The organism is Mycolicibacterium sp. XJ879, from assembly GCF_053483935.1.
The window spans coordinates 62,850-88,283 of the sequence record NZ_JBEFTH010000001.1 but is presented as its reverse complement, the minus strand read 5'-3'; the positions used below and the strand labels follow the sequence as shown (position 1 = coordinate 88,283).

At 63.4% G+C, this 25,434-nt stretch carries 25 protein-coding genes and 3 pseudogenes; 17 read left to right on the top strand and 11 right to left on the bottom strand.

Annotated features, from left to right (window positions below; all coding sequences use genetic code 11):
* The first annotated feature begins 42 nt into the window (after positions 1-42).
* On the top strand, positions 43-453 hold the full coding sequence (locus tag ABQF13_RS00420) for a DUF6636 domain-containing protein (protein ID WP_448390681.1): 411 nt from the start codon (positions 43-45) through the stop codon (positions 451-453).
* On the opposite strand, the gene ABQF13_RS00415 is transcribed toward ABQF13_RS00420, so the two are convergent.
* The 7 genes and pseudogenes from ABQF13_RS00415 to ABQF13_RS00385 all read right to left on the bottom strand — a co-directional run bounded on the left by ABQF13_RS00415 (position 438) and on the right by ABQF13_RS00385 (position 8,521).
* Positions 438-3,278, bottom strand: a complete 2,841-nt coding sequence (locus tag ABQF13_RS00415) for a toll/interleukin-1 receptor and WD40 repeat domain-containing protein (protein WP_448390680.1) — start codon at positions 3,276-3,278, stop codon at positions 438-440. The two genes, ABQF13_RS00420 and ABQF13_RS00415, sit on opposite strands and share 16 nt — an antisense overlap.
* Positions 3,279-3,352: 74 nt before the next feature.
* Positions 3,353-4,969, bottom strand: a pseudogene (gene nrdE / locus ABQF13_RS00410) (class 1b ribonucleoside-diphosphate reductase subunit alpha); the annotation flags it as partial.
* Between the two features lie 24 nt (positions 4,970-4,993).
* A pseudogene (locus ABQF13_RS00405) lies at positions 4,994-6,184 on the bottom strand (LAGLIDADG family homing endonuclease); the annotation flags it as partial.
* 6 nt (positions 6,185-6,190) lie between these two features.
* Positions 6,191-6,700: pseudogene (locus ABQF13_RS00400) on the bottom strand (ribonucleotide reductase N-terminal alpha domain-containing protein); the annotation flags it as partial.
* A 35-nt stretch (positions 6,701-6,735) separates the two neighbouring features.
* Positions 6,736-7,179: a class Ib ribonucleoside-diphosphate reductase assembly flavoprotein NrdI gene (gene nrdI / locus ABQF13_RS00395; RefSeq protein ID WP_448390679.1), complete on the bottom strand. Its 444-nt coding sequence runs from the start codon at positions 7,177-7,179 to the stop codon at positions 6,736-6,738.
* Between the two features lie 66 nt (positions 7,180-7,245).
* Positions 7,246-7,497: a redoxin NrdH gene (locus ABQF13_RS00390; protein ID WP_448390678.1), complete on the bottom strand. Its 252-nt coding sequence runs from the start codon at positions 7,495-7,497 to the stop codon at positions 7,246-7,248.
* A 460-nt stretch (positions 7,498-7,957) separates the two neighbouring features.
* Positions 7,958-8,521, bottom strand: coding sequence for an NAD(P)H-dependent oxidoreductase (locus tag ABQF13_RS00385; protein ID WP_448390677.1), 564 nt, complete (start codon positions 8,519-8,521; stop codon positions 7,958-7,960).
* A gap of 89 nt (positions 8,522-8,610) precedes the next feature.
* Between ABQF13_RS00385 and ABQF13_RS00380 the strand changes: the two genes are divergently transcribed.
* From ABQF13_RS00380 to ABQF13_RS00310, 15 genes are all read left to right on the top strand, one after another.
* Positions 8,611-9,219: a TetR/AcrR family transcriptional regulator gene (locus ABQF13_RS00380; RefSeq protein ID WP_448390676.1), complete on the top strand. Its 609-nt coding sequence runs from the start codon at positions 8,611-8,613 to the stop codon at positions 9,217-9,219.
* Positions 9,216-10,265 (top strand): DNA polymerase IV, encoded by a 1,050-nt coding sequence (locus tag ABQF13_RS00375; RefSeq protein WP_448390675.1) that lies wholly within the window; start codon positions 9,216-9,218, stop codon positions 10,263-10,265. Before ABQF13_RS00380 ends, ABQF13_RS00375 begins: the two co-directional genes overlap by 4 nt.
* Before the next feature lie 295 nt (positions 10,266-10,560).
* Positions 10,561-11,352, top strand: coding sequence for an ABC transporter permease (locus tag ABQF13_RS00370; RefSeq protein ID WP_448391353.1), 792 nt, complete (start codon positions 10,561-10,563; stop codon positions 11,350-11,352).
* A gap of 38 nt (positions 11,353-11,390) precedes the next feature.
* Complete coding sequence (locus ABQF13_RS00365) at positions 11,391-12,197, top strand: MlaE family ABC transporter permease (RefSeq protein WP_448391352.1); 807 nt, start codon at positions 11,391-11,393, stop codon at positions 12,195-12,197.
* Positions 12,198-12,207: 10 nt separating this feature from the next.
* On the top strand, positions 12,208-13,362 hold the full coding sequence (locus ABQF13_RS00360) for an MlaD family protein (RefSeq protein ID WP_448390674.1): 1,155 nt from the start codon (positions 12,208-12,210) through the stop codon (positions 13,360-13,362).
* Between the two features lie 2 nt (positions 13,363-13,364).
* Positions 13,365-14,369 carry an MlaD family protein gene (locus tag ABQF13_RS00355; RefSeq protein WP_448391351.1) on the top strand — a complete coding sequence of 335 codons (1,005 nt, stop codon included), beginning with the start codon at positions 13,365-13,367 and terminating at the stop codon, positions 14,367-14,369.
* Entirely contained in the window at positions 14,366-15,328 is a 963-nt protein-coding gene (locus tag ABQF13_RS00350; RefSeq protein WP_448390673.1) for an MlaD family protein, read from the top strand. The genes ABQF13_RS00355 and ABQF13_RS00350 overlap by 4 nt, the downstream gene beginning before the upstream one ends.
* Complete coding sequence (locus ABQF13_RS00345) at positions 15,328-16,443, top strand: MlaD family protein (protein ID WP_448390672.1); 1,116 nt, start codon at positions 15,328-15,330, stop codon at positions 16,441-16,443. The genes ABQF13_RS00350 and ABQF13_RS00345 overlap by 1 nt, the downstream gene beginning before the upstream one ends.
* Positions 16,440-17,435, top strand: coding sequence for an MlaD family protein (locus ABQF13_RS00340; protein WP_448390671.1), 996 nt, complete (start codon positions 16,440-16,442; stop codon positions 17,433-17,435). Before ABQF13_RS00345 ends, ABQF13_RS00340 begins: the two co-directional genes overlap by 4 nt.
* 14 nt (positions 17,436-17,449) lie before the next feature.
* Complete coding sequence (locus tag ABQF13_RS00335; protein WP_448390670.1) at positions 17,450-18,379, top strand: MlaD family protein; 930 nt, start codon at positions 17,450-17,452, stop codon at positions 18,377-18,379.
* 51 nt (positions 18,380-18,430) lie between these two features.
* A complete protein-coding gene (locus tag ABQF13_RS00330) occupies positions 18,431-19,108 on the top strand; it encodes a hypothetical protein (RefSeq protein WP_448390669.1) in 678 nt (225 codons plus the stop codon).
* Between the two features lie 123 nt (positions 19,109-19,231).
* Entirely contained in the window at positions 19,232-19,810 is a 579-nt protein-coding gene (locus ABQF13_RS00325) for a hypothetical protein (RefSeq protein ID WP_448390668.1), read from the top strand.
* A gap of 179 nt (positions 19,811-19,989) precedes the next feature.
* Entirely contained in the window at positions 19,990-20,328 is a 339-nt protein-coding gene (locus ABQF13_RS00320; RefSeq protein ID WP_448390667.1) for a hypothetical protein, read from the top strand.
* Positions 20,329-20,365: 37 nt separating this feature from the next.
* Positions 20,366-20,806, top strand: coding sequence for a hypothetical protein (locus ABQF13_RS00315; protein ID WP_448390666.1), 441 nt, complete (start codon positions 20,366-20,368; stop codon positions 20,804-20,806).
* A gap of 47 nt (positions 20,807-20,853) precedes the next feature.
* Complete coding sequence (locus tag ABQF13_RS00310; RefSeq protein ID WP_448390665.1) at positions 20,854-21,336, top strand: hypothetical protein; 483 nt, start codon at positions 20,854-20,856, stop codon at positions 21,334-21,336.
* A gap of 35 nt (positions 21,337-21,371) precedes the next feature.
* Here the strand turns inward: ABQF13_RS00310 and ABQF13_RS00305 are convergent, their stop codons facing one another.
* The 4 genes from ABQF13_RS00305 to ABQF13_RS00290 form a co-directional block, all read right to left on the bottom strand.
* Positions 21,372-21,656 (bottom strand): DUF732 domain-containing protein, encoded by a 285-nt coding sequence (locus tag ABQF13_RS00305; protein WP_448390664.1) that lies wholly within the window; start codon positions 21,654-21,656, stop codon positions 21,372-21,374.
* Positions 21,657-21,755: 99 nt separating this feature from the next.
* Positions 21,756-22,112 carry a hypothetical protein gene (locus ABQF13_RS00300; RefSeq protein ID WP_448390663.1) on the bottom strand — a complete coding sequence of 119 codons (357 nt, stop codon included), beginning with the start codon at positions 22,110-22,112 and terminating at the stop codon, positions 21,756-21,758.
* Positions 22,113-22,181: 69 nt separating this feature from the next.
* The gene (locus ABQF13_RS00295; protein ID WP_448390662.1) at positions 22,182-23,669 is read right to left on the bottom strand and encodes a class I adenylate-forming enzyme family protein; all 1,488 of its coding nucleotides are present in this window, start codon (positions 23,667-23,669) and stop codon (positions 22,182-22,184) included.
* Between the two features lie 7 nt (positions 23,670-23,676).
* The gene (locus ABQF13_RS00290; RefSeq protein WP_448390661.1) at positions 23,677-23,877 is read right to left on the bottom strand and encodes a hypothetical protein; all 201 of its coding nucleotides are present in this window, start codon (positions 23,875-23,877) and stop codon (positions 23,677-23,679) included.
* Between the two features lie 408 nt (positions 23,878-24,285).
* On the opposite strand from ABQF13_RS00290, the gene ABQF13_RS00285 reads away from it, so the two are divergent.
* Positions 24,286-25,434, top strand: a complete 1,149-nt coding sequence (locus tag ABQF13_RS00285) for an acyl-CoA dehydrogenase family protein (protein WP_448391350.1) — start codon at positions 24,286-24,288, stop codon at positions 25,432-25,434.

Genomic DNA, 25,434 nt, shown 5'->3' with positions numbered 1-25,434 from the left:
GTGACATCACATCGGACACTGCCGCGCCATACACGGGTCACCATGGGCATCGTCGCCGCCGCGGCGGCTGGTGCGCTGCTGACCGTTGCGCCGCCCGACGCGCACGCCGCCGATGACCTGTTCGGTTTCACGTCGCCGTCGGACAACATCGGTTGCATGATGGACTCGTCGCAGGTGCGATGCGATATCCGCGAACGCGATTGGGCGCCGCCGCCTCCGCCGTCGGACTGCCCGTACAACTACGGCCAGGGACTGGTTCTCGACGCCGGTGCGTCACCCCGGTTCGTCTGCGCCGGTGACACCGCGCTGGCCGGCGGCGGGCCGCTTGGATACGGACAATCCACCAGCGCGGGCGTGTTGCGGTGCGAAAGCGCGATGTCGGGCATGACGTGCCGCGACGTCGAGACCGGCCGCGGCTTTTCGATCAGCCGACAGGGCTACCGGTTCTTCTGAGTTTCTTCGCAGATCGGGTCGGCGTCCTCGAGGTCATAGCGGTCCTTCTCGGCGTCGGTCAGGTCGCGCTGATGGACAGCGCACCCCTCGGCGATCCAGTCCGTCGGGTTCAGCGACCAGCGGATCAGGCGGCGATCCGCCACCGAGGCCGTCAAGGCCACATCTTGTGCGAGCGCAAGGCTGGGTGCCAGCGCGAAACCCGCGCCCGCGTTGCGGTCCACAGCCGTCAGCGGTCGGTCGGAGAGCCTGGTCCGACTGGTCAGATCCCAGAAGATGATGCTGCCGTCCTCCGAGACGGTGGCCAGTTCGCTGTTACCCCGGAACGCGACGTCGGTCACCCGTTTGGCGACCCGAAGGTCGTCGCCGGTCGGCCTGCCGGTCTGGGTGTCGAACAGCCGGATCGGGCCGCTCCACAGGCTGACCGCGATGGTGTTGCCGTCGGGTGCGACCGCCAACGAACGCGTTTCATCGTTGTCCAGTTCCACGGTGGTGGTTGTTCCGTCTGCCAGCCGATGGATGACCAGTTCACCGGTGCCGCCGATCACCAGACGCGATCGGTCCGGGGTGAACGCGAGACCGAACGCCAGTGGCGGACCCGCGATCTGGCCCTGCTCGACGAGTTCGTCGCCCTCCAACCGCCACAGCCGCACGGGCGCTGCCTCGAACGACTGGGACGCTGTGTTCATCCACCTGGTGGCCACTGTGACGCCGTCGGGTGAGACGGCCAGCTGGCTCGCCGGCTCCCCGGGCGCGACCCGGGTGGCGGTGGGCGCCTCTGCGACGCCGTCCCACACCACCACCTCGCCTTCGGTGGTGCTGGCCAACACCCGGGAGCCGTCGGACGAGAAGACGACCTCGTCCACCATGCCGTCGATCGTCACCGATGGGCCTGCGGGATCGGGTTCGGCGACATCGGTGAGCGTCAACTCGGTGATCAGTTGCCCCTGTGCGCTTTCGCCGGAGCCCGAGGGTTCGACGGTCGCGCGCACCACGGCCAACCGGTCGGCTGCGGGTGAGATGGCGACCGCCACCGCATCGGTCCAACCTTCGACGGGTCGGGCCAGGGGGCGGCGGCGGTCGTCGCCATAGTCGAGAAGTAAAGCGCCGCCCGCGGTTCCGCCGGTGACGCCCTGGGCGGGATCTGCCGGGTCCCATGCCACGGCGGTGCCGGCCTGCTCGTCGACCTTGACCGGCGGCAGCGGCGGCGAACCGGTCAGGTGGTTCCAGTAGATGACGAAGCCGTCCTCCGACACCGATGCCACCGACCCGGCCTCGGGACCGTCACCGGTGGCGACGAGCCCGGTCACCGCATCGGCGTGAATTTCGTTGCGGCCGGCGGCCGTCGGCATTCCGTCCGCGCCGTTCCAGAACCCCACCGTTCCGTCGCTGCCGCCGGTGACGACGGTGCCGTCGCCGACGACGGTCAGTGCCGACACCCAACTCACCGGTCCGTCGTCGGCCGAACTCCCGGCCTCGACCTGCTCCCATACGGGCCGGTCAGGTCTGGTGACGTCGAACCGTCGAACCGCACCGTCCTGCCCGGCGACCACCAGCCCGCCGTCGGGCGTCCAGGCGAGCGCGGTGACCGCGGACATGCGCCCGGCAGCGTTGGGTAGCGCCGGGAACATCGTTGTGGGCGCGGAACTGTCGGCGTCCCACACCAGGACGCCGCCTGCGCTGGTGCCGGCCGCGATGCGGCCCGTGGTGGGTTGCACGGCCAGCGCGCTGACCGCCGTGTCCGGTGTGCGCACGACGGCGGGTCGTAGTGCGCTGTCGAGGGTGGTGACGACGGTGCCGTCGGTGACGACGACCGCGTCGGCGCCGGCTGCGGCGGGGGCCATCGCGACGACCTCGCGGTCGAATTGGTCCTCGGCTCGGCCGATTTCGGCGCCGGTGGTGAAACTGTGCGCTGTGACCTTGCCGTCTGCCGTGCCGATCCACACCCGGTCGGCGGCATCGGATACGGCGACTGCGGTCACCGGCGCGTCGACGGGGATGCGTTGTTTGAACTCGGGCAGGTTGGCGACGGCGGTGAGCAGCGCGCCTTCGGTCTGCAGGCTGGGGTGCATCCGGTAGCCGTGCGCGGCGAGCAGAAACGCGAGGTCGGGCCGTTCGAGTTCGGTTCTGCTCTGCGCGGCCAGCCGCTGAGCTTCGGCCTGGAGGCGGCGTTGTTCGGCTTGGTTGGCGTTGTAGACCGCGATGCCGGCACCCGCGACGGCGGCGATGGTCAATACGGCCAATGCCGAGACCGCCGACCAGGCGATGCGCTTGGTGCGGCGGTGCTGGCGGACGTCCTCACCTTCGATCTCGTCTTTGGTGCGGCCGTGCAGGGGCGCGGCCACCTCCGCGACCGCATTGCGAAATCGGCTGTTGCGCAGGTCGAGTTGGTCTTCTTCGTGTGCCCAGCGCAGATCCAGGTGTCGGGGCTCGTCGGTGAAGACGCCGCGCAGCGCGGGCGGCACCGCGTCGGAGTCGTCGGTGAAGTCGCCCTTCTCCGGGTCCCACTCCCAGTAGCCGTCGGTGAGGACGGGCAGGATCCGGTCGACGGGCCGGTGCGCTTTCCAGTGTTCGATCTCGCGATTGACCCACACCGATGCGGCGGCCTGCGGCGAGGTGAGCAGCAGGAACCATTCGGCCTCATCCAGCGCCCGCACGATCGCATTCCACAGATGCGGGTCCACGGCCAGCCCGGTCTCGTCTCGGAAAACCTCCAGCGACCGGCGCCGGTACCACGGTTTGGCCAGGCGCTGAAGCGCACGCTGCAACTCCGGCGCCAGCCGGCCGTCGGCCGCGTGCGAGTAGGAGACGAAGGCGTCGTAGCGCATGTCGCAGTATGCAACGCGTCAGCGCCGGGTGTTGGCGTAATGCACGCTCAACACACGCGGCGCATCGAGGCGCCCTACAACATGCAGCTGACGCAGCCCTCCACCTCGGTGCCTTCCAACGCCATCTGGCGCAACCGGATGTAGTACAGCGTCTTGATGCCCTTGCGCCAAGCGTAGATCTGGGCCTTGTTGACATCACGCGTGGTGGCGGTGTCCTTGAAGAACAACGTCAACGACAGGCCCTGGTCGACGTGCTGGGTGGCCGCGGCGTAGGTGTCGATGACCTTCTCGTAGCCGATTTCGTAGGCGTCCTGGAAGTACTCCAGGTTGTCGTTGGTCATGTACGGCGCCGGGTAGTACACCCGCCCGATCTTGCCCTCCTTGCGGATCTCGACCTTGCTGGCGATCGGGTGGATCGACGACGTCGAGTGGTTGATGTAGGAGATTGACCCCGTCGGCGGTACCGCCTGCAGGTTCTGGTTGTAGATGCCGTGCTTCTGCACCGACTCCTTGAGCCGCAGCCAGTCATCCTGGTTCGGAATGCGGATGCCCGCATCGTCGAACAATGCACGCACCTTGGCGGTCTTGGGCTCCCACACCTGCTCGGTGTACTTGTCGAAGAACTCGCCCGAGGCGTACTTGGAGCGCTCGAATCCCTTGAACGCCGAACCACGTTCGATCGCGATCCGGTTCGACGCCCGCAGCGCGTGATACAGCACGCAGTAGAAGTAGATGTTGGTGAAATCGATGCCCTCTTCGGAGCCGTAGAAGATCCGCTCGCGCGCCAGGTACCCGTGCAGGTTCATCTGCCCCAGCCCGATCGCGTGCGAGTCGTTGTTGCCCTGCTCGATCGACGGCACCGAGTAGATGTGGGTCTGATCAGACACCGCGGTCAACGCCCGGATCGCCACCTCGACGCTCTGCGCGAAGTCCGGCGAGTCCATCGCCTTGGCGATGTTCAGCGACCCCAGGTTGCACGAAATGTCCTTGCCCACATGGGCGTAGCTCAGGTCCTCGTTGAACAGCGACGGTGTGGAGACCTGCAGGATCTCCGAGCACAGGTTCGAGTGGGTGATCTTGCCGTCGATCGGGTTCGACCGGTTCACGGTGTCCTCGAACATGACGTACGGATAGCCCGACTCGAACTGCAACTCGGCCAGCGTCTGGAAAAACTCGCGTGCCTTGATCTTGGTCTTGCGGATGCGCGCGTCGTCGAGCATCTCGTAGTACTTCTCGGTGACGTTGATGTCGGCGAACGGCAGGCCGTAGACGCGCTCGACGTCGTACGGCGAGAACAGGTACATGTCCTCGTTCTTCTTGGCCAACTCGAACGTGATGTCGGGAATCACCACACCCAACGACAGCGTCTTGATGCGGATCTTCTCGTCGGCGTTCTCGCGCTTGGTGTCCAGGAACCGGTAGATGTCGGGATGGTGGGCGTGCAGATAGACCGCACCCGCACCCTGGCGCGCACCCAGCTGGTTGGCGTAGGAGAACGAGTCCTCCAGCAGCTTCATGATGGGGATGACGCCCGAGGACTGGTTCTCGATGTTCTTGATCGGCGCGCCGTGCTCGCGAATGTTGCTCAGCAGCAACGCGACCCCGCCGCCGCGCTTGGACAGCTGCAATGCCGAGTTGATCGAGCGACCAATCGACTCCATGTTGTCCTCGATGCGAAGCAAAAAGCAATTGTGTACGACCGTGCCACGAATCGTGTAGGTATGCGTGCCTTCGACGTGAAGGTTGTAGACCTTCTCTGGGACATCCTGCGTGTGCTTCAGTTCCCGAACGCCGTACACATGCCGCCCGTGCACGACCTGGTACGTGGTGCGCGACGTACCCTTCGCGCCGACGTAGTTGTGCAGGTTCTTTCCGACATCGAAAATGAACTCTTCGTTGGCGCCGGGCAAACCGGGAACGAATACCTGACCTGTCACATTGCCTGACCGATTGACGTACTGGCGAACCCTGGACACGATTCCCAGGCGGCGCAGAAGAAGCTGCACCTGGTCAATCAGTTCCGGATTCACGAGGTCGAGCACCACACCACCGTTGGTGCTGCACCCATCCCCGCGGAACAAGCCCGCCAGAAGTCCACGCTGGAACTCCTCGTCGGCTGTCAATACGTCGTGGGACAACCGCTTGCAGTGGTATCCCGTACCGACCGTGGAAAGGAACAGCGACGCAACGACTTTGCTGTTACAGATCATGCGCACCGACTGGTCCGAGACACTTTGGTTAACGGCGAGATCCGCTGCGAACACCCGCTTGAAGGCGGCCGCCAACTCCTGCTGGTATTCGAGTTCGTGAGTACCTATCGTGAAATGAATGCCGTTAGGCGTCTTAACGCCATCTGGACCCGACCGCTTGGAGACATGTCCTTCAGCGACGTACCAGCCCAAGATCAAGCCTAAGTCGTAGGACTCCTCGACATATCGGTTCACCGATACGAATCCGATCCGGTGACGCTGCTTGTTGCGGTGCTTCTTATCGCAGTTCACCTTGCGGATCAGCCCGTCGACCTCTTCGTACTCACCTGAGCCGACGTGTTCCATCAGGTCATAGACCCGCCGCTGCCGTCGCTCCAGCGGCACCGCCGTGACGATGAAGTCGCTGGGATGAACGTCTTTGGCGGCCAGCCACACGAATCCGTTGAACGGATCGGCGCCATCGCCGTCGATGAGTGTCTGCACGTCCCGCGTCGTCCAAACCAGGATCGGATGCTCGGGCGTGCAGTGGATGGGCTCTTTGTGTCCGAAGTGCGATATCGACACCAGCGCTTGATCGTTGGGATTCTCGACAACCGACTCGACCACGGAAAAGGATCCGTCGTGGGAGAGCACCCGGTCGCCGGCCTGCAGCGTCTCGATCGCTTTGGGTCCGTCGGGAGTATCCACCGGGGTCCCCGCCGGGAAGCAGCTAACTGGCTCACCGCGCTGCTTCTTACCCGAATTGAGGAACGTCGGGGTGGCAGGCTGGAATCGGCCGTCCATGATCTCGTCGACCAGTTGCTCGGCCAGCTTGGTGTCGCCGGCCGCCAGCGTCAGCGACACCATCACCACGCGGTCCTCGAAGCGCTCCAGGTAGCGCTTGCCGTCGAACGTTTTCAGCGTGTAGCTGGTGTAGTACTTGAACGCGCCGACGAACGTCGGGAACCGGAACTTCTTCGCATACGCATGGTCGAGCAGCGTCTTGACGAAGTTGCGCGAGTACTGGTCGAGCACCTCACGCTCGTAGTAGTTCTGCTGGATCAGATAGTCGAGCTTCTCGTCGATGTCATGGAAGAACACCGTGTTCTGGTTGACGTGCTCGCGGAAGAACTGATGCGCGGCTTCCCGGTCCTTGTCGAACTGGATCTTTCCGTCGGCGTCGTACAGATTCAGCATCGCGTTGAGCGCGTGGTAATCCGTTTCGCCGGGCAGCGTATGACCACCGCCGGTGGTGGTGGTCGCGGCGGTTACAGGCTCTGCATCTGTGACGGTTGGTGGCACGTCTGGTCCTTCCAAAAGTCTTCCAAGCCCGCACGAACGGCTTGCACGTCGTCGGGAGTTCCCATGAGTTCAAAGCGGTAGAGGTACGGCACGCCGCACTTGCGGGACACCACGTTGCCCGCGTAGGCAAATTCCGCGCCGAAGTTGTTATTGCCCGCGGCGATGACGCCGCGGAGCAACGACCGGTTGTGTTCGTTGTTCAAGAACGCGATGACCTGTTTGGGGACATAGCCACCGTCGTTGATGTCCGGTGTGGCGCGCCCACCGCCGTAGGTGGGCAGCACCAGCACATAAGGTTCGTCGACCTCGATGCGTCCGTGCAGCGGGATCCGGATGGCCGGCAGCCCCAGCTTCGCGACGAAGCGGTGGGTGTTTTCCGACACGCTGGAGAAGTAGACGAGGCTGCTCATCATCGACTCCTTCCTGATGTCGTCGGCTATCCGATTCCTCTATGTGTTGCGCCGCGGATGCGGCCGCTATGCCGTTACCGCGACCGCGCCTGCCAGCGCCTTGATGCGATCGGGCCGAAAGCCCGACCAGTGCTCGTTACCGGCCACCACGACCGGCGCCTGCAGGTAGCCCAGCGCCATCACGTAGTCACGGGCCTCGGTGTCGAGGCTGATGTCGACCGTCTCGTAGGCGATGCCCTGCTTGTCGAGCGCCTTGTACGTGGCGTTGCACTGCACGCAGGCGGGTTTGGTGTACACGGTGATCGATGGCTGGCTCATCTTCGGTACGGCTCCTCTACAACTGTCACTGCACTGAGACTGGCAACTCGTCGGTTACTACATCCCGCTCTACTTCAGCGGCCCGAAGACCTCCGAAATTCCTGGCTGCCGGCACTCCCTCTTCGGAGGGTCGGAAACCGACCGCGCCGGATTCGGGGGCTCCGGCTGACCCTGAAGCGGTACACGTACCGCGGTGGTCTGTCGGTGCTCGAAACACTACACCTAGTGTCCGACATTGCGAAGGGATACCAGATGTTCTGAATAACATTTCTGAAATTCGCAGGTCGTAAGCCTTCTGGTCCGACACTCCCGGCGTGTCGCACATCACACCGTCGCGTGTGGCGCCCGACACCGCTCGGTTTACCATCCCGCGCCGACAAAACCTGGCTGCCCGCCCGGGTGCATACCCGCGCCAGCAAACTAATCGGTGGCCCCGTTGGAGGCCACCGGTCGATGCCGGCTAACCGACCTCGGCGGCCAACTTGCCGACGATGTCGCGCAGGTTGGCGGCCACTTCGGCGTTCTCGCGGGGATGCTTACCGTCGAAAACGGTGCTCTGCACCGACAGCTGCAGATCCTCGACCACCCGCGGGCCAGCGACCCCGAAGGATTTGCGTGTCTCGTCGTGCGCCCACACACCGCCGTAGCGACCCAGCGCGGCGCCGATCACGGCCAACGGCTTGTCCTGGAGCGCACCGGCGCCGAACGGCCGCGAGAGCCAGTCGATCGCGTTCTTGAGCACGCCCGGAATGGAGCCGTTGTACTCGGGTGTGACGACCAAGGCCGCGTCGGCCTCGGCGGCCGCCTGACGCAGCGCCGCAACCGGTTCGGCAACGCCACGGGCGTCGTTGTCGAGGTCTTCGTTGTCGAGGTCTTCGTTGTAGAAGGGCAGCTCCCCAAGTCGGTCGAAGAGCCGCAGCGTCACCCCGGCCGGAGCGGTTTCGGCCGCCAACTCGGCCAGATGACGGTTGATGGAGCCCGCCCGCAAGCTGCCCACCAGCACCAGCACGTTGATGTCCACCATTTCGCGTTCCTCTTCGGTCTGTTTGACACTCTTCTCCCAGCAGAACCGGACTGTAGTCCGATTAATTCCGGCTGTCCTAGACTGGTGCGATGGCCGCACCTCGTCCGCTCACCGAGCTGCCGGTCACCGACCAAGAGCCTCAGGAGCGAGGCGACGCCGCGCGCAATCGCATGCTGCTTCTCGACGCCGCACATCGCCTGATCGCCGAACGCGGCGCCGACGCCGTCAGCACCGATGACATCGCCGCGGCGGCCGGCGTGGGCAAAGGCACGCTGTTTCGCCGGTTCGGCAGCCGGGCGGGCCTGATGATCGTGCTGCTCGACGAGGACGAGAAGGTCGCACAGGAAGCCTTCCTGTTCGGCCCTCCCCCGCTCGGCCCCGGCGCGCCGCCCCTGGACCGGCTGCTGGCCTACGGGCGCAGCCGACTCGAGTTCGTCCATACCCACCACGCCCTGATGGCAGACGCCAATCGCGATCCGCAGACGCGGTTCAGCCCGCCGGCCACCCTGCATCACCGCCACCTCCGCGTGCTGCTCGAAGACGCGGGCACTTCCGGAGACCTCGACGCGCAGGCCGCCGCGCTGCTCGCGCTGCTCGACGCCGACTACGTGCACCATCACCTCGCCGAGCGCGGCGCGACGTTGCCGAGCCTCGGCGATGCGTGGGAGTCGGTGGCGCGCAAACTGTGCGGGCAATGACGCGCTGGGTCCTGCACGTCGATCTCGACCAGTTCCAGGCCGCCGTCGAAGTGCGTCGCCGCCCCGAACTCGACGGCCTGCCGATCATCGTCGGCGGCAACGGTATTCCCGACGAGCCCCGCAAGGTCGTCACGTGCGCGTCGTATCCGGCGCGCGAGTTCGGGGTGCACGCAGGCATGCCGCTGCGCACCGCGGCCCGAAAGTGCCCGGATGCAACGTTTTTGCCGTTGGACACCGACGCCTACGACACAGCCTCCGAGGAAGTGATGGGGCTGCTGCGCAATTTCGGCCACCCGGTGGAGGTATGGGGTTGGGATGAGGCCTATGTCGGTGCCGAACTCACCGCCGTGGCCGACGCCGTCGATCTGGCCGACCGGATCCGCGAGGTCATCGCCACCGAGACGGGCCTGTCGTGTTCGGTCGGCGTCAGCGACAACAAGCAGCGGGCCAAGGTCGCCACCGGGTTCGGCAAGCCGGCGGGTGTCTTCGTGCTGACCGACGAGAACTGGATGGCGGTGATGGGTGACCGCGGGGTCGACGCATTGTGGGGCGTCGGGCCCAAGACCACCAAAAGGCTTGCCATGATCGGCATCACCACCGTCGCCGATCTGGCCGCCACCGACGCCACCACGCTGACATCGACGTTCGGGCCCACGACCGGCCTGTGGATCCTGTTGTTGGCCAAGGGCGGTGGCGACACCGACGTCAGCGCGACACCGTGGGTACCCCGATCACGCAGCCACGTCGTCACCTTCCCCACCGATCTCACCGACCGCGGCGAGATGGAGGCCGCCGTCGTCGACCTGGCGCGGCAGACGCTGACCGAGGTCGTCGAGCAGAACCGCATCGTCACCCGGGTCGCCGTGACGATGCGCACCAAAACCTTCTACACCAGAACCAAGATTCGGAAACTGCGAGCACCGTCGGTGGACGCCGAGACGATCACCGCAACAGCGCTCGACCTGCTGGCCGATTTCGATCTGGATCGGCCCGTCCGGCTGTTGGGGGTGCGGCTGGAACTGGCGCCGCCGGAAGGCGGGTACTGACCGATCGGTGGCCAAACCGTCTGAACATAGCTAGGTAGTCTTCGAACTTCCGAGGCCGCCATTCAGCTGCAACTCCGTACTTGTACGGAGCCATACCGTCACGGCCCCGTTCTACTCTCCAGCCGTGCACATCGCTATCCGCTTCACAGCCGTGATGCGCTGGTTCGTGTCTTCCGATAAAGCGTTCCCTCAATGACAACAAAGTGAGGAATCCCGGGTGGCCACTCGCATCAATGACGTTGGCCGGCAGCAACCATCGCCGTCACCTCGGCTCGCGGTAGCGGGCCGGAAGACGCTGGCGGCGGGAAGGATTCCAGTCCGTGCTGTAGACACGACCGGCCGCGGCGTACGTCTCGCTGTCGACGTGGTGCGCTACACGATCACCGACACGCTCACGTTGCGGCTCCCGGTAGCCGAAGTTCTTTGGCAGGCATGGGTGCTGCTGAAGGTGACCGCGACGCCGGCACTGCTGATGGCTATTCCATTCGGTGCGATGGTCACCGTGGTGACATCCGGGTTGGTCGCTCAGATCGGGGCAACCGCACTGCTGGGTGCGGCCAGCGGGGTGGGCGTCGTTCGGCAGGGAGCGCCCATCACGGCGGGGTTTCTGATGGGAGGGGCGGCGGCGTCGGCCATCGCTTCCGACTTCGGCGCGCGTGCGATACGCGAGGAACTCGACGCGATGCGGGTACTGGGCATCGATCCGGTGCGCCGACTGGTGGTACCTCGGTTCGTGGCGTTGATCGTGATCTCCCCGATCTTGTGCCTGCTCATCATCGGGGCCGGGACGGCTGCCGCGTTCGTTCTGTCGATAGCGGTCAACGACGTGGCCCCGGGAAGCTTCTGGATGTCGTTCGGGTCGTTCGCGAAGATGACCGACGTATGGTTCGCCATCGCGAAGACCGCCGTATTCGGTGCGATCGTTGCGATTGTTTCGGCGCTGAGAGGAATGGAGGCAAAGGGCGGCCCCCGCGGCGTCGCAGATGGTGTCAGCGCAGCGGTGGTGATCAACGTCGTGTGCATCGTGTTCGCGAACCTCGCGATCACCCAGATCCAGACGATGTTCTTTCCGATGGCGATCGCCTGATGGCTCCATCCACCCTTCTACACACCCGCGTCGCTTCGATGCGGGTAATCCGTCGACCGATTCGCGAGATCGGCCAATGGGTTCTGTTCCTCGGTCAGACGCTTTGGTTTCTGCCACTGACCGTTCGTCGATACACCCAAGAAACACTGCGGGCGACCATCAACCTCTCCTGGGGTCGGGGCTCGCTCATCGTGGACGGCGGAACGATCAGCGTGTTGCTGATCCTCGGTATCGCCGTCGGTGGGTCGGTCGCTATCGAAGCGCTCGCGGTGTTGAACATCATCGGCTTCGAAGGGCTCGCCGGCCTGATCGGTGGGATAACGGCGGTCCGCGTGATCGGGCCACTGGTGGCCGGCATCGCGTTCACCGCGCAGGCGGGCACACGAATGACGGCCGAAATCGGTGCCATGCGTATCTCGGATGAGATCGACGCCCTCGATGCAATGGGGATCAGACCGATTCCGTTCGTCGTTGGTACTCGGCTGATCGGCGGCATGTTGTGTGTGATACCGGGCTATCTGCTGACGCTCGTCACCACCTTTCTCGTGCTGGACACTGTGGTCACTGTCTTCCACAACGAACCCGGCGGAACCTACGACCACTACTTCGTCCAGTTCCTGACACCGACTGATCTCACCTACTCACTGATCAAGGCCGTCACCTATTGCATGGCTGCGACGTTGATCCATTGCTACTACGGCTATTTCGCCTCCGGCGGGCCGGTCGGAGTCGGCCAGGCATCCGGTCGCGCGGTTCGCGCAAGTCTCGTAACGATCATGATTCTCGATCTCACCACGACCGTGATGCTGTGGGGTCTGCAGCCCGAATACATTTTCAAGGGGTAGTGGCGCGCAAATGTTGCACAAGCCAGAGGAAACACAGGAGCGGATCCTGGCGCTCATTGGCACCGCCGTGGTGCTCTGCGCCGTCGTCGCTGTGCTCATCGCCGCCGCGAATCCCTTGGCGCAGCGCTCGCCTGAGCGGATATCGGTCGCGATAACGACCCCCTATGTCGGCCAAGGAATCGAACCCGGATCGGCAATGGTGATGCACGGAGTCGAAGTCGGCGAGGTCACCGACGTGGCCATCATGCGCGACGGGGACGTTCGACTCGTCACCGACCTGCAGAAACGACCGATCGCCGGCCTGACCGACACCATGCAGATCGACTTCCGGCCGATCAACTACTTCGGTGTGCCCGGAATCAACGTCATTCCGAGTCCGGACGGCCAGCCACTGCGCGACGGAAGCCAGATCAGCCTGGTGCCCAAGGGAAACTTCACGTTGTCGCAGTTGTTGACTCAACTGGGTTCGGTGTCGGACGCCGCGCTCACTCCCCAGCTCATCAATGTCGTCGACCGGGTGACCCGGTACACCGACGGGTTGAACCCGCTGCTCGAAACCCTCTTGATCGCCACGACGGCGGTCGCCGACGTCCAAACGGTTTCCACAGCGCATCTGTTGGCCAATACGACGTCGTCCCTGACCGCCTTGCCGCCTCTTGTCCAGGCGTTCGTCGACGGCGCCGCACGGCATGTCGACTTCGACTACTACCCCGAGCGGAGTTCGGCGCCGCCGCCACCGGCGACGACGGGCCCCAAACTGGAACCGCCCTTCGTTGAATGGGTGTCGATCAAGGACTTCGCGGACGAATCCGAAGACTACGTAAACAATGTGATGAAAACGTATCTCGACATCGCAGCGGATGGTCTCTTCGCCGCCGTCGGCAAGCTGGAGTCAAGCCACGTCGATGACTTGCTGCCGATGATCGACGGGCTCAAATCGGTGACGGACACCGTGCCCGCTCTGCTGCGTCCCGACGATGTCGCGCAGACCCTGGCGGAGATCCGCTCTCGGTTCGAAACCCTTTACCAGGGCAATGGCGAGCAACGTGCTCTTCAAGTGCGGATCCTGTTGGACAGTCTGCCCGGTGTGGCCGCACCACTCGGGGTGATGCCACCGCCTCCCGCTGCGCCGCCGCCGGCAAGCGCCGAGGGGAGCCCGGGCTGATGGTGATGAAACCTGCCTCCGCATTGTGGCGCCTTGCCATCAGCTTCGCTGTGGCGGTCACGCTACTGATCGTGCTCGCGAATATCCTCATCAACCCTGTAGCGACCGAAACTCACACGTACGTCGCAGAATTCACCGACGCGTCTGGGCTACATGAAGACGACGACGTGCGTGTGCGCGGAGTCCGTGTCGGCAAGGTGGAATCGATCGACCTGATGCGGCGCGACGAGCAGAACCTCGCGGCGGTGAAGTTCACCCTTGACCGGCGCTACGGTGTCGTGCCGATTACGCGGATTGCCATCAAGTACCAGGCTCTCACCGGTGCGCGATATCTCGATGTGTTGAATCCTGCCGAGGGCAATTCCGATGCCCTAACGATGACCAGAGTGCCGACGACCATGACGCAGCCCTCTTTTGACATCACCGCATTGTTCAACGGTCTACAACCCGTTCTCGCCACACTGAGTCCTGAAGAGATCGACGTCTTCACGGCCAATGCGGCGTCCTTCTTGTCCGGCGATGGCGACGGTCTGGGACCACTGCTGGAAAGCTTTCGAAAGCTCACGGAGTTCGTCTCGAACCGCCAAGAGGTCGTGGCGACACTGATGCGCAACCTCAAGCAATTGGCAGACACGATCGACGGCAGATCGAAAACGCTGATCGCACTGATCGATCTGGTCGAACAGCCAGTCGACTCGGTTCTGGCCGTACGCGACGAGTTTCGGAAGGCGTGGCTATACGGCGAGGCCTTCTTCACCCCTGCAGTCCAACTGCTGCACAACGCCGGCCTCAAGCCGGGCATCCATGTCGACGAAGCTCTCGACCGCGCATTCAGCAACCTGGACAACTTCTTCGAGGCATTCGAACTGGTGCCGGTCATGTACGAGAACGTCCCGCCACCGGTCCGCGAGGGCGACCCGGAACCGTGCAGTCGCGGTGCAGCGCAGTTGCCGGAAACGATGGACGTACTGCTGAATGGTCGACGGGTGGTCCTATGCAACCGATGAAGATGCTGCGAAACTCCCTGGCGGTGGGCATCGGTGCGCTGGTTTTCGCCGCCGTGGTGGCGCTCGTGCTGGCCTACGTCTATTACCACCCGCCCGGACGAAACAAGCTGGTCAGCTTCTACACCGTCGACGCCGCATCGATTCAGTCCGGTGACGAAGTGCGGATGGCAGGCATCAAAGTGGGGACGGTCGACGAACTCTCACTGGAACCGGATCGTGTCCGCGTCCAGCTACGCATCGACAACAACGCCTTTGTCGGCGACGAGTCCCAAGTTGACGTCCGCATGCTCACGGTGGTCGGCGGGTACTACGTCAACCTCAACTCCATCGGTGACACCCCGCTTAGCGCCGATCCCATTCCGCTGGAACGCGTGAAGATGCCCTACAACCTGATGCAAGCTCTCAGCGATACGACGAAGGTCACCCAGAACGTCGACCCGAAGCCGATCAACCAGTCCCTCAACGAGATTCAAGAAGGGCTCACCGGAACCAATGTGGAAGCACTGTCGGCGGCAATCGATGCCGGCAACTCCCTCATGTCGACCATAGAAAGGCAACAAGGGCAGGTATCCGCAATCTTGGACGTGACCGAGCAGTACATGCGAGCCCTGAACAATCACCGCGACGAGCTTGTCGAATTGGTGAAAAAGTTGTCCATCGTGACACAGACCCTTGTGCTATACGGCAAAGGGCTCGAGGCGCAGATCACCGGCCTCGGGGAGGCACTACTGGCGATCAAACCGGTCGCCGACGCGTACGAAGTCCACCGTCTCGAGTTCATCGAAAAGATTCGGCAATATCAGCACAGGTTCCGATTGTTCGTGGAACGCAACGGGTTGACGGTGCGCACCCTGCAGCGGGCGCAGAACCTGCTCGACCGAATCCTGGACGCGCAGAACGCACGGCCTGCGTTGTTGGCCACCGACCTGTGCATTCCGGTACCAGGGAGCCCATGCTGATGGGTACATCGACTCTGTGGCGGGCCGCTCGGGCGACCGCGAGCGCACTGGGCGCGTTGGCTCTGGTTCTGCTGTGCGGCTCGTGTGCGCCGATCGGCACCCAGGCTCGGTCGGCCGAGTACTGCGCCATCATGCCCGACACCGTGGGCCTGTACATCAACAACCCGGTGACGCAGATGGGTATGCGGATCGGAAAGGTCACCGCCATCACCCCTGAGAACCTGAGCGTGCGGGTGACCTTCGTGGTAGACGAACAGCGGCTGCTTTCGAAAGACGTCAAGGCGGTCATCAGATCGACCTCGCTTCTCGCGGACCGCTCACTCGAACTCGTCGGCAACTATGAAGGCGGCACCCCGCTGCCGGAGGCCGGCTGCATACCGCTTGGCCGATCATTCACCCCGAAAAGCCTGTCTCAGGTGATTGGTGCTTCGACCGAGTTCACCAATGCGATCAACCCGGACGGATCGACGAACGTCGGTGACGTCGTCGACGGAATCGATCAGGCGCTGCGGGGGCAGGGCGCCGACATCAATTCGGCGCTGACCAAGGCGTCGGCACTGCTTGATTCCCCCGATCAGGCCATCGGCGACATCGGTGCCATCATGAAGAACCTCTCCCAGCTGACCTCGGCGATCAGGGCGATCGAGCCCACGGTGAAAAGCACGCTCGAAGAGCTGGAGCAAGTCGGGCCGGAAGTCGCATCGACAGTGCTGGGCGCGGACAAATTGTTCCACGGGCTCATCCCGCTGATCACCATGGTCGCCGACTTGGAAACCCAACTCGGCGGTGAAGTTCAGCAAACGCTCGACTCGGTTTCTGTTGTTGTGCGCAAGATCTCGCCACGTGCGCCGTTCTATGCCAGCCTGTTGAACGTCGCGCCGCGGTTGATCAACGGAATCGCGAACTTCGCCGAAAGTCGCGGAAACTCCGGCGCCGCCGCATTCACCATCCGCTACCGACCACCGCTGTACCGGGTGCGCACTCCAGACGGATGGGCGCAGTGCGGGTACATGAACGCGGCGATGCCCGGTAGTTGCGCGAACGTCGCCGGCATGCCCTACGCAGTCGACGTAGCCCTGCTGCAGTATGTCCTGACCCAGGCGGCCAACCGATGAAGCGCCGAATTCGCAGCCTTACCGCACTCCTGGCCGGCGTCGCCATCTTGTCGTCGTGCGCGCAACTCGACGTCAACTCGTTACCGCAACCGGGCAATTCCTACCGCGACGGATATGACATCACCCTCGAATTCGAGGATGTCCTCAACCTGCCCGACCACGCAAGGGTCGCATTGAACGGCGTAACCGTCGGTGTCGTCACCCAGGTGACCATGACGCCCCGTCACGTCGACGTCACCGCGCGCATCGCGTCCGACGTCTCGGTGCCATCGAACGCTCACGCGTCACTGGAGCAGGCCACCGTGCTAGGCGACATCTACGTGGCCATCGATCGACCCGTGACAGGTGATTCGCCGGCGCCCAGGGTGAGCCCCGGCGGTCGGCTTCCACTCGCGCAGACAACGTCGCCACCGCAGTTGGAAGACACCCTGGCAAGCCTTGCGACCTTCGTCGGAAGCGGGTCTATCCAGCGTGCGCAGAACACGGTGGTCCGTATCAATCGATTAACGCCGCCGAGCGATGAAGTGCGTCGGCTCAGTTCCCGGGTGGTCGACGACCTTTCGGACCTGTCGGACAACATCGCTCAAGTCGACGAGTTGCTTGCGGGCATGTCGGAGATGGGTGAGGTGTGGCGTACCCGCAACACCCAAATCGATCTCGTGCTCTCGCCCAGAGGCCAACTGAGCCTGGAGCGCGTCGTGATTCCGGCCAACACGATCAGTAGGCTCCTTCCGGGTGTCGGCAGCGTGGCGGCCGGCGGATTCTGGCTGGTCCCGTTCTTGAACTCGCAGGCAGAAGTCGTCGGTGCGCTTCAGCGCTCCAAGATCAACGTCGAAGAGGAAATACCAAAATACCGGCGGCTGTTCACCGACTTCTTCATCCCGCAAGACAAGTACCCGGCGATCAACATCACGTCGATCGTGGGACCTGACGGGCGGGAACTGTCAGGCAATGTGCAAGACGTGCTGCGGATGTTGGGGGCGATGCCATGAGGCTGCGAGATGTCGTGTCGTTCAGCGCGTTCGCCCTGATCGTTGTGCTTGTCCTCGGCTACTTCGGATCGCTTGGCCTCCGTGTGAAGCCACCGGCCGAACGAACCAACCTATCCATGGCCGTAGCCGAGATCAACGGCCTCGTTGCCGGTTCGAACGTACTGCTGCGAGGCGTGCCCGTAGGCAAGGTCCTCGACACCAGCACAGCACTGGAAGCGGCAACCGTCGCCTTCTGGATTGATCGCCGCTACCGAATTCCAGTCGACAGCGAGATACGAATCGAGAACCTGTCGGCACTCGGAGAGTCGTACATCGCTCTGATACCTCGCAGTGAGGGTGGGCCGACTTTTCAAGACGGGCAGCGCATCGACACGGAAGCGGTCACACAGCCACCCTCTGTTTCGGAGCTGGCGACAAGCGTGGTACGAGTCCTCGACCAGCTTGACGTCGGAGCTGTCGAGCGCATCGTCGATCAGCTCGACACCGCGTGGCCGGACCCGACCACAGTGCTGCCCAACCTGTCGCGCACCAGCATGCTGCTGAGAAACACCGCTGCGGATATGCGCGGCCGCGGCCGCATCCTGCTCGACAACTTCCAAGCACTGCTGCAGAACGCCGAATGGGTCGGTCCAGTACTTGATGGCCTGACGCCTTCGATCGAGGAAATCTTCAGATGGTCGCAGGACATGTTCAAGGGGATTCCGGCCTTCCTGCATCGCGGGGAGCCGGAGAACATCACCAACTTCAACAACCTCATCGCACGAGTCCAGAACTTTCTCGATATCGCCGGCGGCGATCTGAAAATTCTTGGCGAGGCCATGCTGCCGAAACTGAATGCCATCTCCGCCGCACTGATGAACTTCGACACCGGCCAGATATTGGACAACATGTTGGCGGCAGTACCGCCCGACGGAACGATCACCCTGCGAGTGCTCCCGCCCTGAACACGATGAGACGAACGCATCACGTGTTGACTCGACCGGAAAGGAACGGCCATGGCACAAAGCCTCACCAACACTGAAAGACCCGCTGCAACCGAACCGGATCCGTTGCATCGGGACACTGAGAACTCCGTCGCAACCCCTACCGACCCAGACGATGCGTCAACCGATGAAGGGCGCGTCGAAGACACGTCGTCGCCACGGCGGCCTCGATCGATCCACATCGGTGTCCGAAGCCTGGCGATCGGGGCGGTAATCACCGTCTTGATCGCCGCGGTGGCGGCCGTGACGTGGCTGTACATCGGTGCGCAGCAACGACTCGACGCGCAGGCCACCGAATCGGCCAACAGTGCGCGCGCCGAAAAAACAGCACTCGATTACGCGGTGAAAGCTGCGACGATGGACTTCCAAAACCTCGAGCCTTGGAAGGCTGCACTGGTGGCCGGGACCAGCCCGGAGCTCAACGACAGGTTGACAGAAGCAGCAGATTCCATGGAACAGATCGTCGTTCCGCTGGAGTGGACGTCGACTGCCGAGCCACTCGTCGCCAAGGTTCGCTCCGATGCTGACGGAATATTCGTCGTCGACTGCTTTGTCAGCGTCCAAACCAAGACAGTTCAGGCGCCTGAAGCGCTGCAGTCGACCGCGACATACAGCGTGACAATCGACAGCAACAACGGCTGGCAGATCACCGATGTCGGTGGAGTCGGCAAGGTCGTGGGTCCAAAGTAGTTCGCCATCGATCCGGAGATACGTGAGGGAAAAATGCCTCGAGGGTACGAGACGGTCCGAGACAGACTTCGCCAGGCCGTCGCCGGGACAGCAAGTGTGGCAATAGTGTTGGCAATCTCGGCTGTGCTGCTGGGTTCGGCGGCCGATGCCCGGCCACCAGACCCGCCCTCGCCACCCGATCCACCCTCTGACAGCGACTTGATCCGATCATTTCCCATTGTCACACCGACCCCGTCGAGCTGGGAGCCGAAGTTTCCGTTCCCTTACGATCAAACCAGGCACCGCGTCACCGACGCGGACATCGTTGCGATGAGCGAACTGTGCCAGTGGTACAACCGGCAATACGCCACCCTCAGGGACCAGATCGACCGAGTCCAGTACAACCGGATCGGACCGGATGGTAAGGACTTCGACTACAGCCGGGGCAATATCCAGCAGCAGGTCGACATCATCACCGGCAACCTCGACAAATCGTTGGCCTTCCTGGGTCCACGCGTCCAATCGCTGACGCAAGCTCGAAACACATTCGGCGATACCTACTTCCCCATCTATGAGGGAGAAGCGTTCTACAAACTCTGGGAGCAACTCTCCAACGTGAACAACGGCATCAAGGCCCATCAGCCGGCCTGGTTCACCGGACCTTCGGTCCAGAAGGCGAAGCGCTGGGGCAGCGACATCCACCGATCACACGTATGCGGGTGAGGACCACTGTGCAGGTCGATACTTCACTGGGCGGCCGCTGGTCTATCGGACGGTCAGTCCCATCCGGTTACCGCCGCACCGCGACCTCGGCGATGACAGCGATAACCCTTGTTAGTGCGGCTGTTTCGTTGGCACCGTCGGCGGTCGCGAACTCGGCGGAGAATCTGCGAGCCGCGGTGATGGCGGCGCGGCCGTCCTGTGCGCCGCTTCGGTCCGATCCGCTGGTCGAGCAGGCGGCCGAGATCGTGAATCGCTCGACCGACAAGTGGCTTGACCACACGGGTCGGGCCGTTCCAGTGCCAGAACCGCTGCCAATACTGAAAGATCTCGGTTACGGGGGCGGCAGGGCCGTTCAGATCGAGGGCGCGGGCGACACCGATGCCCAAGCGATCGCGGGTCTGTTGATCATCGGATCCGACATCCTTCCCGACTGCTCCTACACCGATTACGGCGTGAGCCTGATTCAGAATGAGCGCACCGGGCACTACCTGACCACGGTGGTGTTGGCCGGTGCTTAAACGCCCAGATGCAGGTCTCCTCGTCTTCGCCGTCTGCATGACGTCCGGGCTGATGACGGCGGTAGCGGCTCCCGCAGCGCACGCCGAAGACAGCGTTACCTACGAGGTGTTTTCGCATGTGGTTCCGACAGTGGCAAAGATCGAGTACCGCGACCGCTCAGGCAAGCAATCGCTGTATGAAGTAGGCCTGCCATTTCACATCACCGTCCCCGTGGCGGACGCGTTCAGTCCCACAGATAGCGGTGCCGAACTACGTGCCGACTGGCGACCGAAGTTCAGAACGGCAGCGACCGTGGGCCGGGTACTGCAGGGTCAGTTCGTGACAGTGCGTATTTCCTCCGGAGACAGAGTTATTTGCGAAAGTACGCTGGACGTGGGCAATGCGAGCTGCTACGGCAGTGTGCCGCATACACCGGACACCATCTCGTCGTACGACCGAGGACCGCTGTTCCCCGAGCAGAGCGGGTTCCTGCCGTGACGGGCCGACGACGCCGACGTGGCCGGGTTTCTCAGTGGCTGCTACCGATGTTGGCATTCGGATTGCTGGCCGGAACCCTGCACCCAGCCAACGCGGACACGTTGAGCGACCCCCCGCCCAGTCCATACCCGGACCACGACCTGATTCTGACGTCCTACGATCGTCGCGATCCCAGCGAATTCTTCACTGCCAGCGGCGCCGGCGTGTGGTTCCTGTCCCCGCTCGGGCTGAACTGCGGTATCTGGGACAGGGGAAGCTTCGGCTGCACAGGCGACATTCGCGGTGCGCCACCGGGAACCAGCCACATCGGTTGGGTCAACGGAAACATCGTGACCCGGTACGACCGGTATGACCCGCTCTTGGACTTCCAGTTTCCCTCTGCGCGGGCAGAACGCACCCTGCCGCCACGTAGCTACGTCACCTACAACGGAACGACTTGCGCAACGATGGCGGACACCAGCACCTACTGCGCGCGCGGCCCGTTCAGGTTCCTCATCAGCCCCACCCGGACGTGGCTCAGCCCGCCGTGACCGATGTCCACATCATCTGATCGGACACTCGGACCTCAGGAGCTGAGCCTGCCGGCGAGCTGCGGACAGTATTCGTGCACGGCCAAGGTCATGAACTGGTGTGCCTGGTCGGGTCCGACATTCGCGAATCGCCTTATGTGCTGCGCTACGTCTGCTGGTGTTCTACGCAGATGCGGTTGAAGGAAGCGGCAGGCGGACAGGCCCATCCTGATCAGCACATCGTCCCACTGCGGGAATCCGAGAGCACGGGCATCAGCGACGAAGGTCGCGTTGTCTGCTTGTGCCGCAGGACTTCCCATCAGTATCAACGCTGCCGTCATCGTGGCGCTTGTAATCCTCAGGACAAGCCGGCGCATCCCGGTTCTCCTCGCGTGGAGACGTTTCTGGCACTCAGTACGCGCCATCGAGTACCTGAATACTCAGTTCGGACATAGATATATGAATGCGAGTTGCGTCACGGTGGCCGATACCAAGGTGGCCTCGTAGCCCACGAGTTCGTTGGCGTCGCGCATGTAGCAGACGTAGCGACCTTTCGCGAGTAACTCGGCATCGTTGTTGAAAGCCACGGGATCACCGGTGCCCGGAAGTATCTTGCGCAGTTGGTCGAGGTAGTCGATTTCGGCCGGGGTCGGTGGCACCAACGGCTCAGCCCCCACAACCGGTGAGCCGCCCGGCCACAACGGACCTGTCAACCACACCACGGCCAGCGTCAGCAGCAACCTTCGTTTGATCAACCGCATGTGTTCCATTCCGGCCAACGCGTCGAGCGCGTACATCCGAATTCGGTGTCGTGTGGCAGCAGCATGCCCGGTCCGCGGTGGCGCGTCATCCGTACCACTACTGAATCAGCCGCCAGAGCCGTTGAGTCGTCGCCGAAGTTCACGACGCAAGAGCTTGCCGGTGTCGGAGTATGGCAGCTCATCGACGAAGTGCACGTCATGAGGAGTTCGTGACGAGCGCAGCCGACTCTTCACCCAATCACGGACATCGTCGGCGAACAGGGTGGCCCCGGCGGCAACGACGAAAGCCACCACCTTCTCGCCCCATTCCACATCCGGAGCGCCGATCACCGCAGCGTCCGCGATTGCCTCATGTTGCAGGAGCACATCTTCGATTTCTCCCGGGGACATGTTTTCGCCCCCACGCACGATCACGTCGTCGAGGCGGCCCTCGAGAAAGAGATAGCCGTCGGAATCGAGGTATCCGCCGTCGTTGGTGGGAAACCAGCCGTCGTCGGTCACGTTCGGTGCGGCCCCGGAGTACTCCCCGGCGACCTGCGCCCCACGCACCCAGACCTCCCCGCTGACCTCCGGACCGACGCTATCGCCGTCGAGGTCCCTGATCTCGATCTCGACCCCGCCGATCGGCCGGCCCACCGAGCCGAGTCGGCGACGGACAGCGTCGTCGTTCGACCTGAAGGCATCGCGGTGATCGTCGGGGCCGAGTAGGGCGATTGTTGAACTGGTCTCGGTCAGCCCGTAGGCGTTGACGAACGACACGTCGGGCAGCAGACGCATCGCCTGCTCGATCACCGGCACCGGCATCCGGCCGCCGCCATACGACAGATGGCGGAGGCTCGGCAAGGCCATCTGCTCGCGAGTGAGAAGGTCGACGATCCGCGTGAGCATCGTCGGTACCACCATCGCGTGGGTGATCTTTTCGTGGGCCACGGTCGAAACCCATTTCTGCGCCGTGAAATTCGCTAGTTGTACCACTCGTCGTCCCGCGTACACGGCGGACAGCACCGAGGCGACACCAGCGACGTGGTACGGCGGGACGCTGACAAGAGCCGCCTCACTCTCGTCGGCACCGTCGAACTCCACGGTCCCCAACACATAGGAGCTCAGGTTTCGGTGTCGCAGCACTGCGGCCTTGGGTGTGCCCGTCGTTCCGCTGGTGAACAACCGAACCGCGACGTCATCGGGGTCACCGGGCGCCACGACCGGATCGCCGCATTCCGATGGCTTGGCGAGCAACTCCTCCGCGACAATCACCGGCCCACCCCTGGCCAGGTTTCGGTAGTCGACGCCGGCCACCAGCACTGTGTCGCCGAGCCGTTTCAGCAGTTCCGCGACCACGTCTTCGGCAAGGCGATAGTTGATCGGCGCGTAGGGCACACCGGCCAGTGCGGCGCCGAACAACGTCACGGGCACCGCGGGACTGTTCTCGTCGATGAGCGCTACGTGGCTCACCGAGTCCGCGCGAAATCTACGGGAGGCCTCCGTGGCCAACTCAAGCAGACGCCGGAATGACAGGCCGTCGCCTGCGGACCCGTAGGCGATCCGATCCCCGAACCCGTCGGCGCTCATCTCGAGCAGTGTTGCGATATTCATGGGCCGCTCAGTCCGACGGGGGCAGCGGCTTGGCGCCCTGCTCGACCAGCGGTACGTCGTCGAAGGCCAGCGATCCGGTGCCCGACTTGGTGCACAGCACCTCCAATCCGGCGTCCTCGCAGACGTAACGCTTACCCAGCAGGGTCCCCCCGTTCGCGTTCTCACTGAGCACCACACCGGACGAAGCAGTCTGGTCAAGGCCGAGCATCGGCACTCCGCCGCACCGGATGTCCCCTGGTCTCTTCGGCGGCTTGACAATAATGATTCCGGTGTCGCACACCGCACTTTGCAGGCGCATCCCTGCTCTGAACTCCACCTTGTGGCTTCTCCTCGTGAGTTGCAGACCTAACTAACGGCGCGGTGACGACGGCAAGCCGGGCGAAGTCAGCTGAACCTTCACCTCGAGCGTCATGCTGACGCGCCACGGTTCACCCAACAGCTCCTGGGTGCCCGCATTGAGTGTGCGTCGATCGCTTCGTCGCGGAATCAGTACCGGTACGGACGACTGAACTCCTGGGTCACCATAGCGTCGTAATCACCATGCGGGCCGCTTCGGCTCTGTTGCGAGTAGTAGCTGCCGTCCGCCCCGACGACCACTGGGACGATGTCAATGCCGTTGAGTCGCACCTGCTTCGACGAGTCGCACGACCTTTTCCGGAAGCTCGCGCGCAGCTTCGCCGACCATGAGCTGACGCCTAACCGCGATCGCTGGGATGAGGCGGGAATCGTTGACAGGTCGTTGTTCGAGAAGGCGGGCAACGTTGGGCTCCTCGGCACTGCGGCACCTGTGGAATTCGGCGGCGGTGGAGAACCCGACTTCCGCTACAACGCCGTACGGATCGAAGAGTTCGCTCGTGCCGGCGCGTTGACAGCTGGCCAGGGCATCGGCATGCACACCGATGTCGCCCTGCCGTACTTCATGAAATTCACCAACCCTGAACAAAAGCAACGGTGGCTACCGGGCCTGTGCAGCGGCGAACTCATCGCCGCAGTTGCGATGAGCGAACCTGCTGCCGGCTCAGACCTTGCGGGCCTGACAACCCGCGCAGTGCGTGACGGCGATGACTATGTCATCAACGGAGCCAAGACGTTCATTTCGAATGGCATTCTGTGCGACCTCGTAGTGGTCGTATGCCGCACCGGCGGAAGCGGAAGTAACGGGCTCAGCCTCATCGTCGTGGAGCGTGGTGCTGCCGGGTTCACGCGCGGGCGCAATCTCAAGAAGATCGGGCTGCACTCCCAGGACACAGCCGAGCTGTTCTTCGAAGATGTGCGCGTCCCGGCAGCCAACCGACTGGGCGAGGAGAACAAGGGGTTCTACTACCTCATGGACGGCCTTGCCCAGGAGCGATTGTCGATCGCCGTGGGAGCGGTCGCGCAGGCCGAGGCCGCGCTTGAAGAAACACTCACCTACGTCAAGGACCGCTACGCTTTCGGCCAACCGATCGGGTCGTTCCAAAACAGCAGGTTCGTGCTCGCGTCCCTGCGCACAGAGGTCGATATCGCACGCGTCTACGTCGACCGTCAACTCGCGGCTCATGTCGCCGGTGAGCTCACCGGCGAAGATGCCGCCGCGGCCAAATGGTGGACGACGGAGTTGAGCTTCAGGTTGATCGACTCGTGCCTGCAGTTGCATGGCGGCTGGGGCTACATGGATGAGTACCCGATCGCTCACCACTGGCGAGATTCACGTCTCTTCCGGATCGCCGGGGGCACAACCGAAATCATGAAGGAACTCATCGGCCGCCGAGTGCTGGGGGTCTGA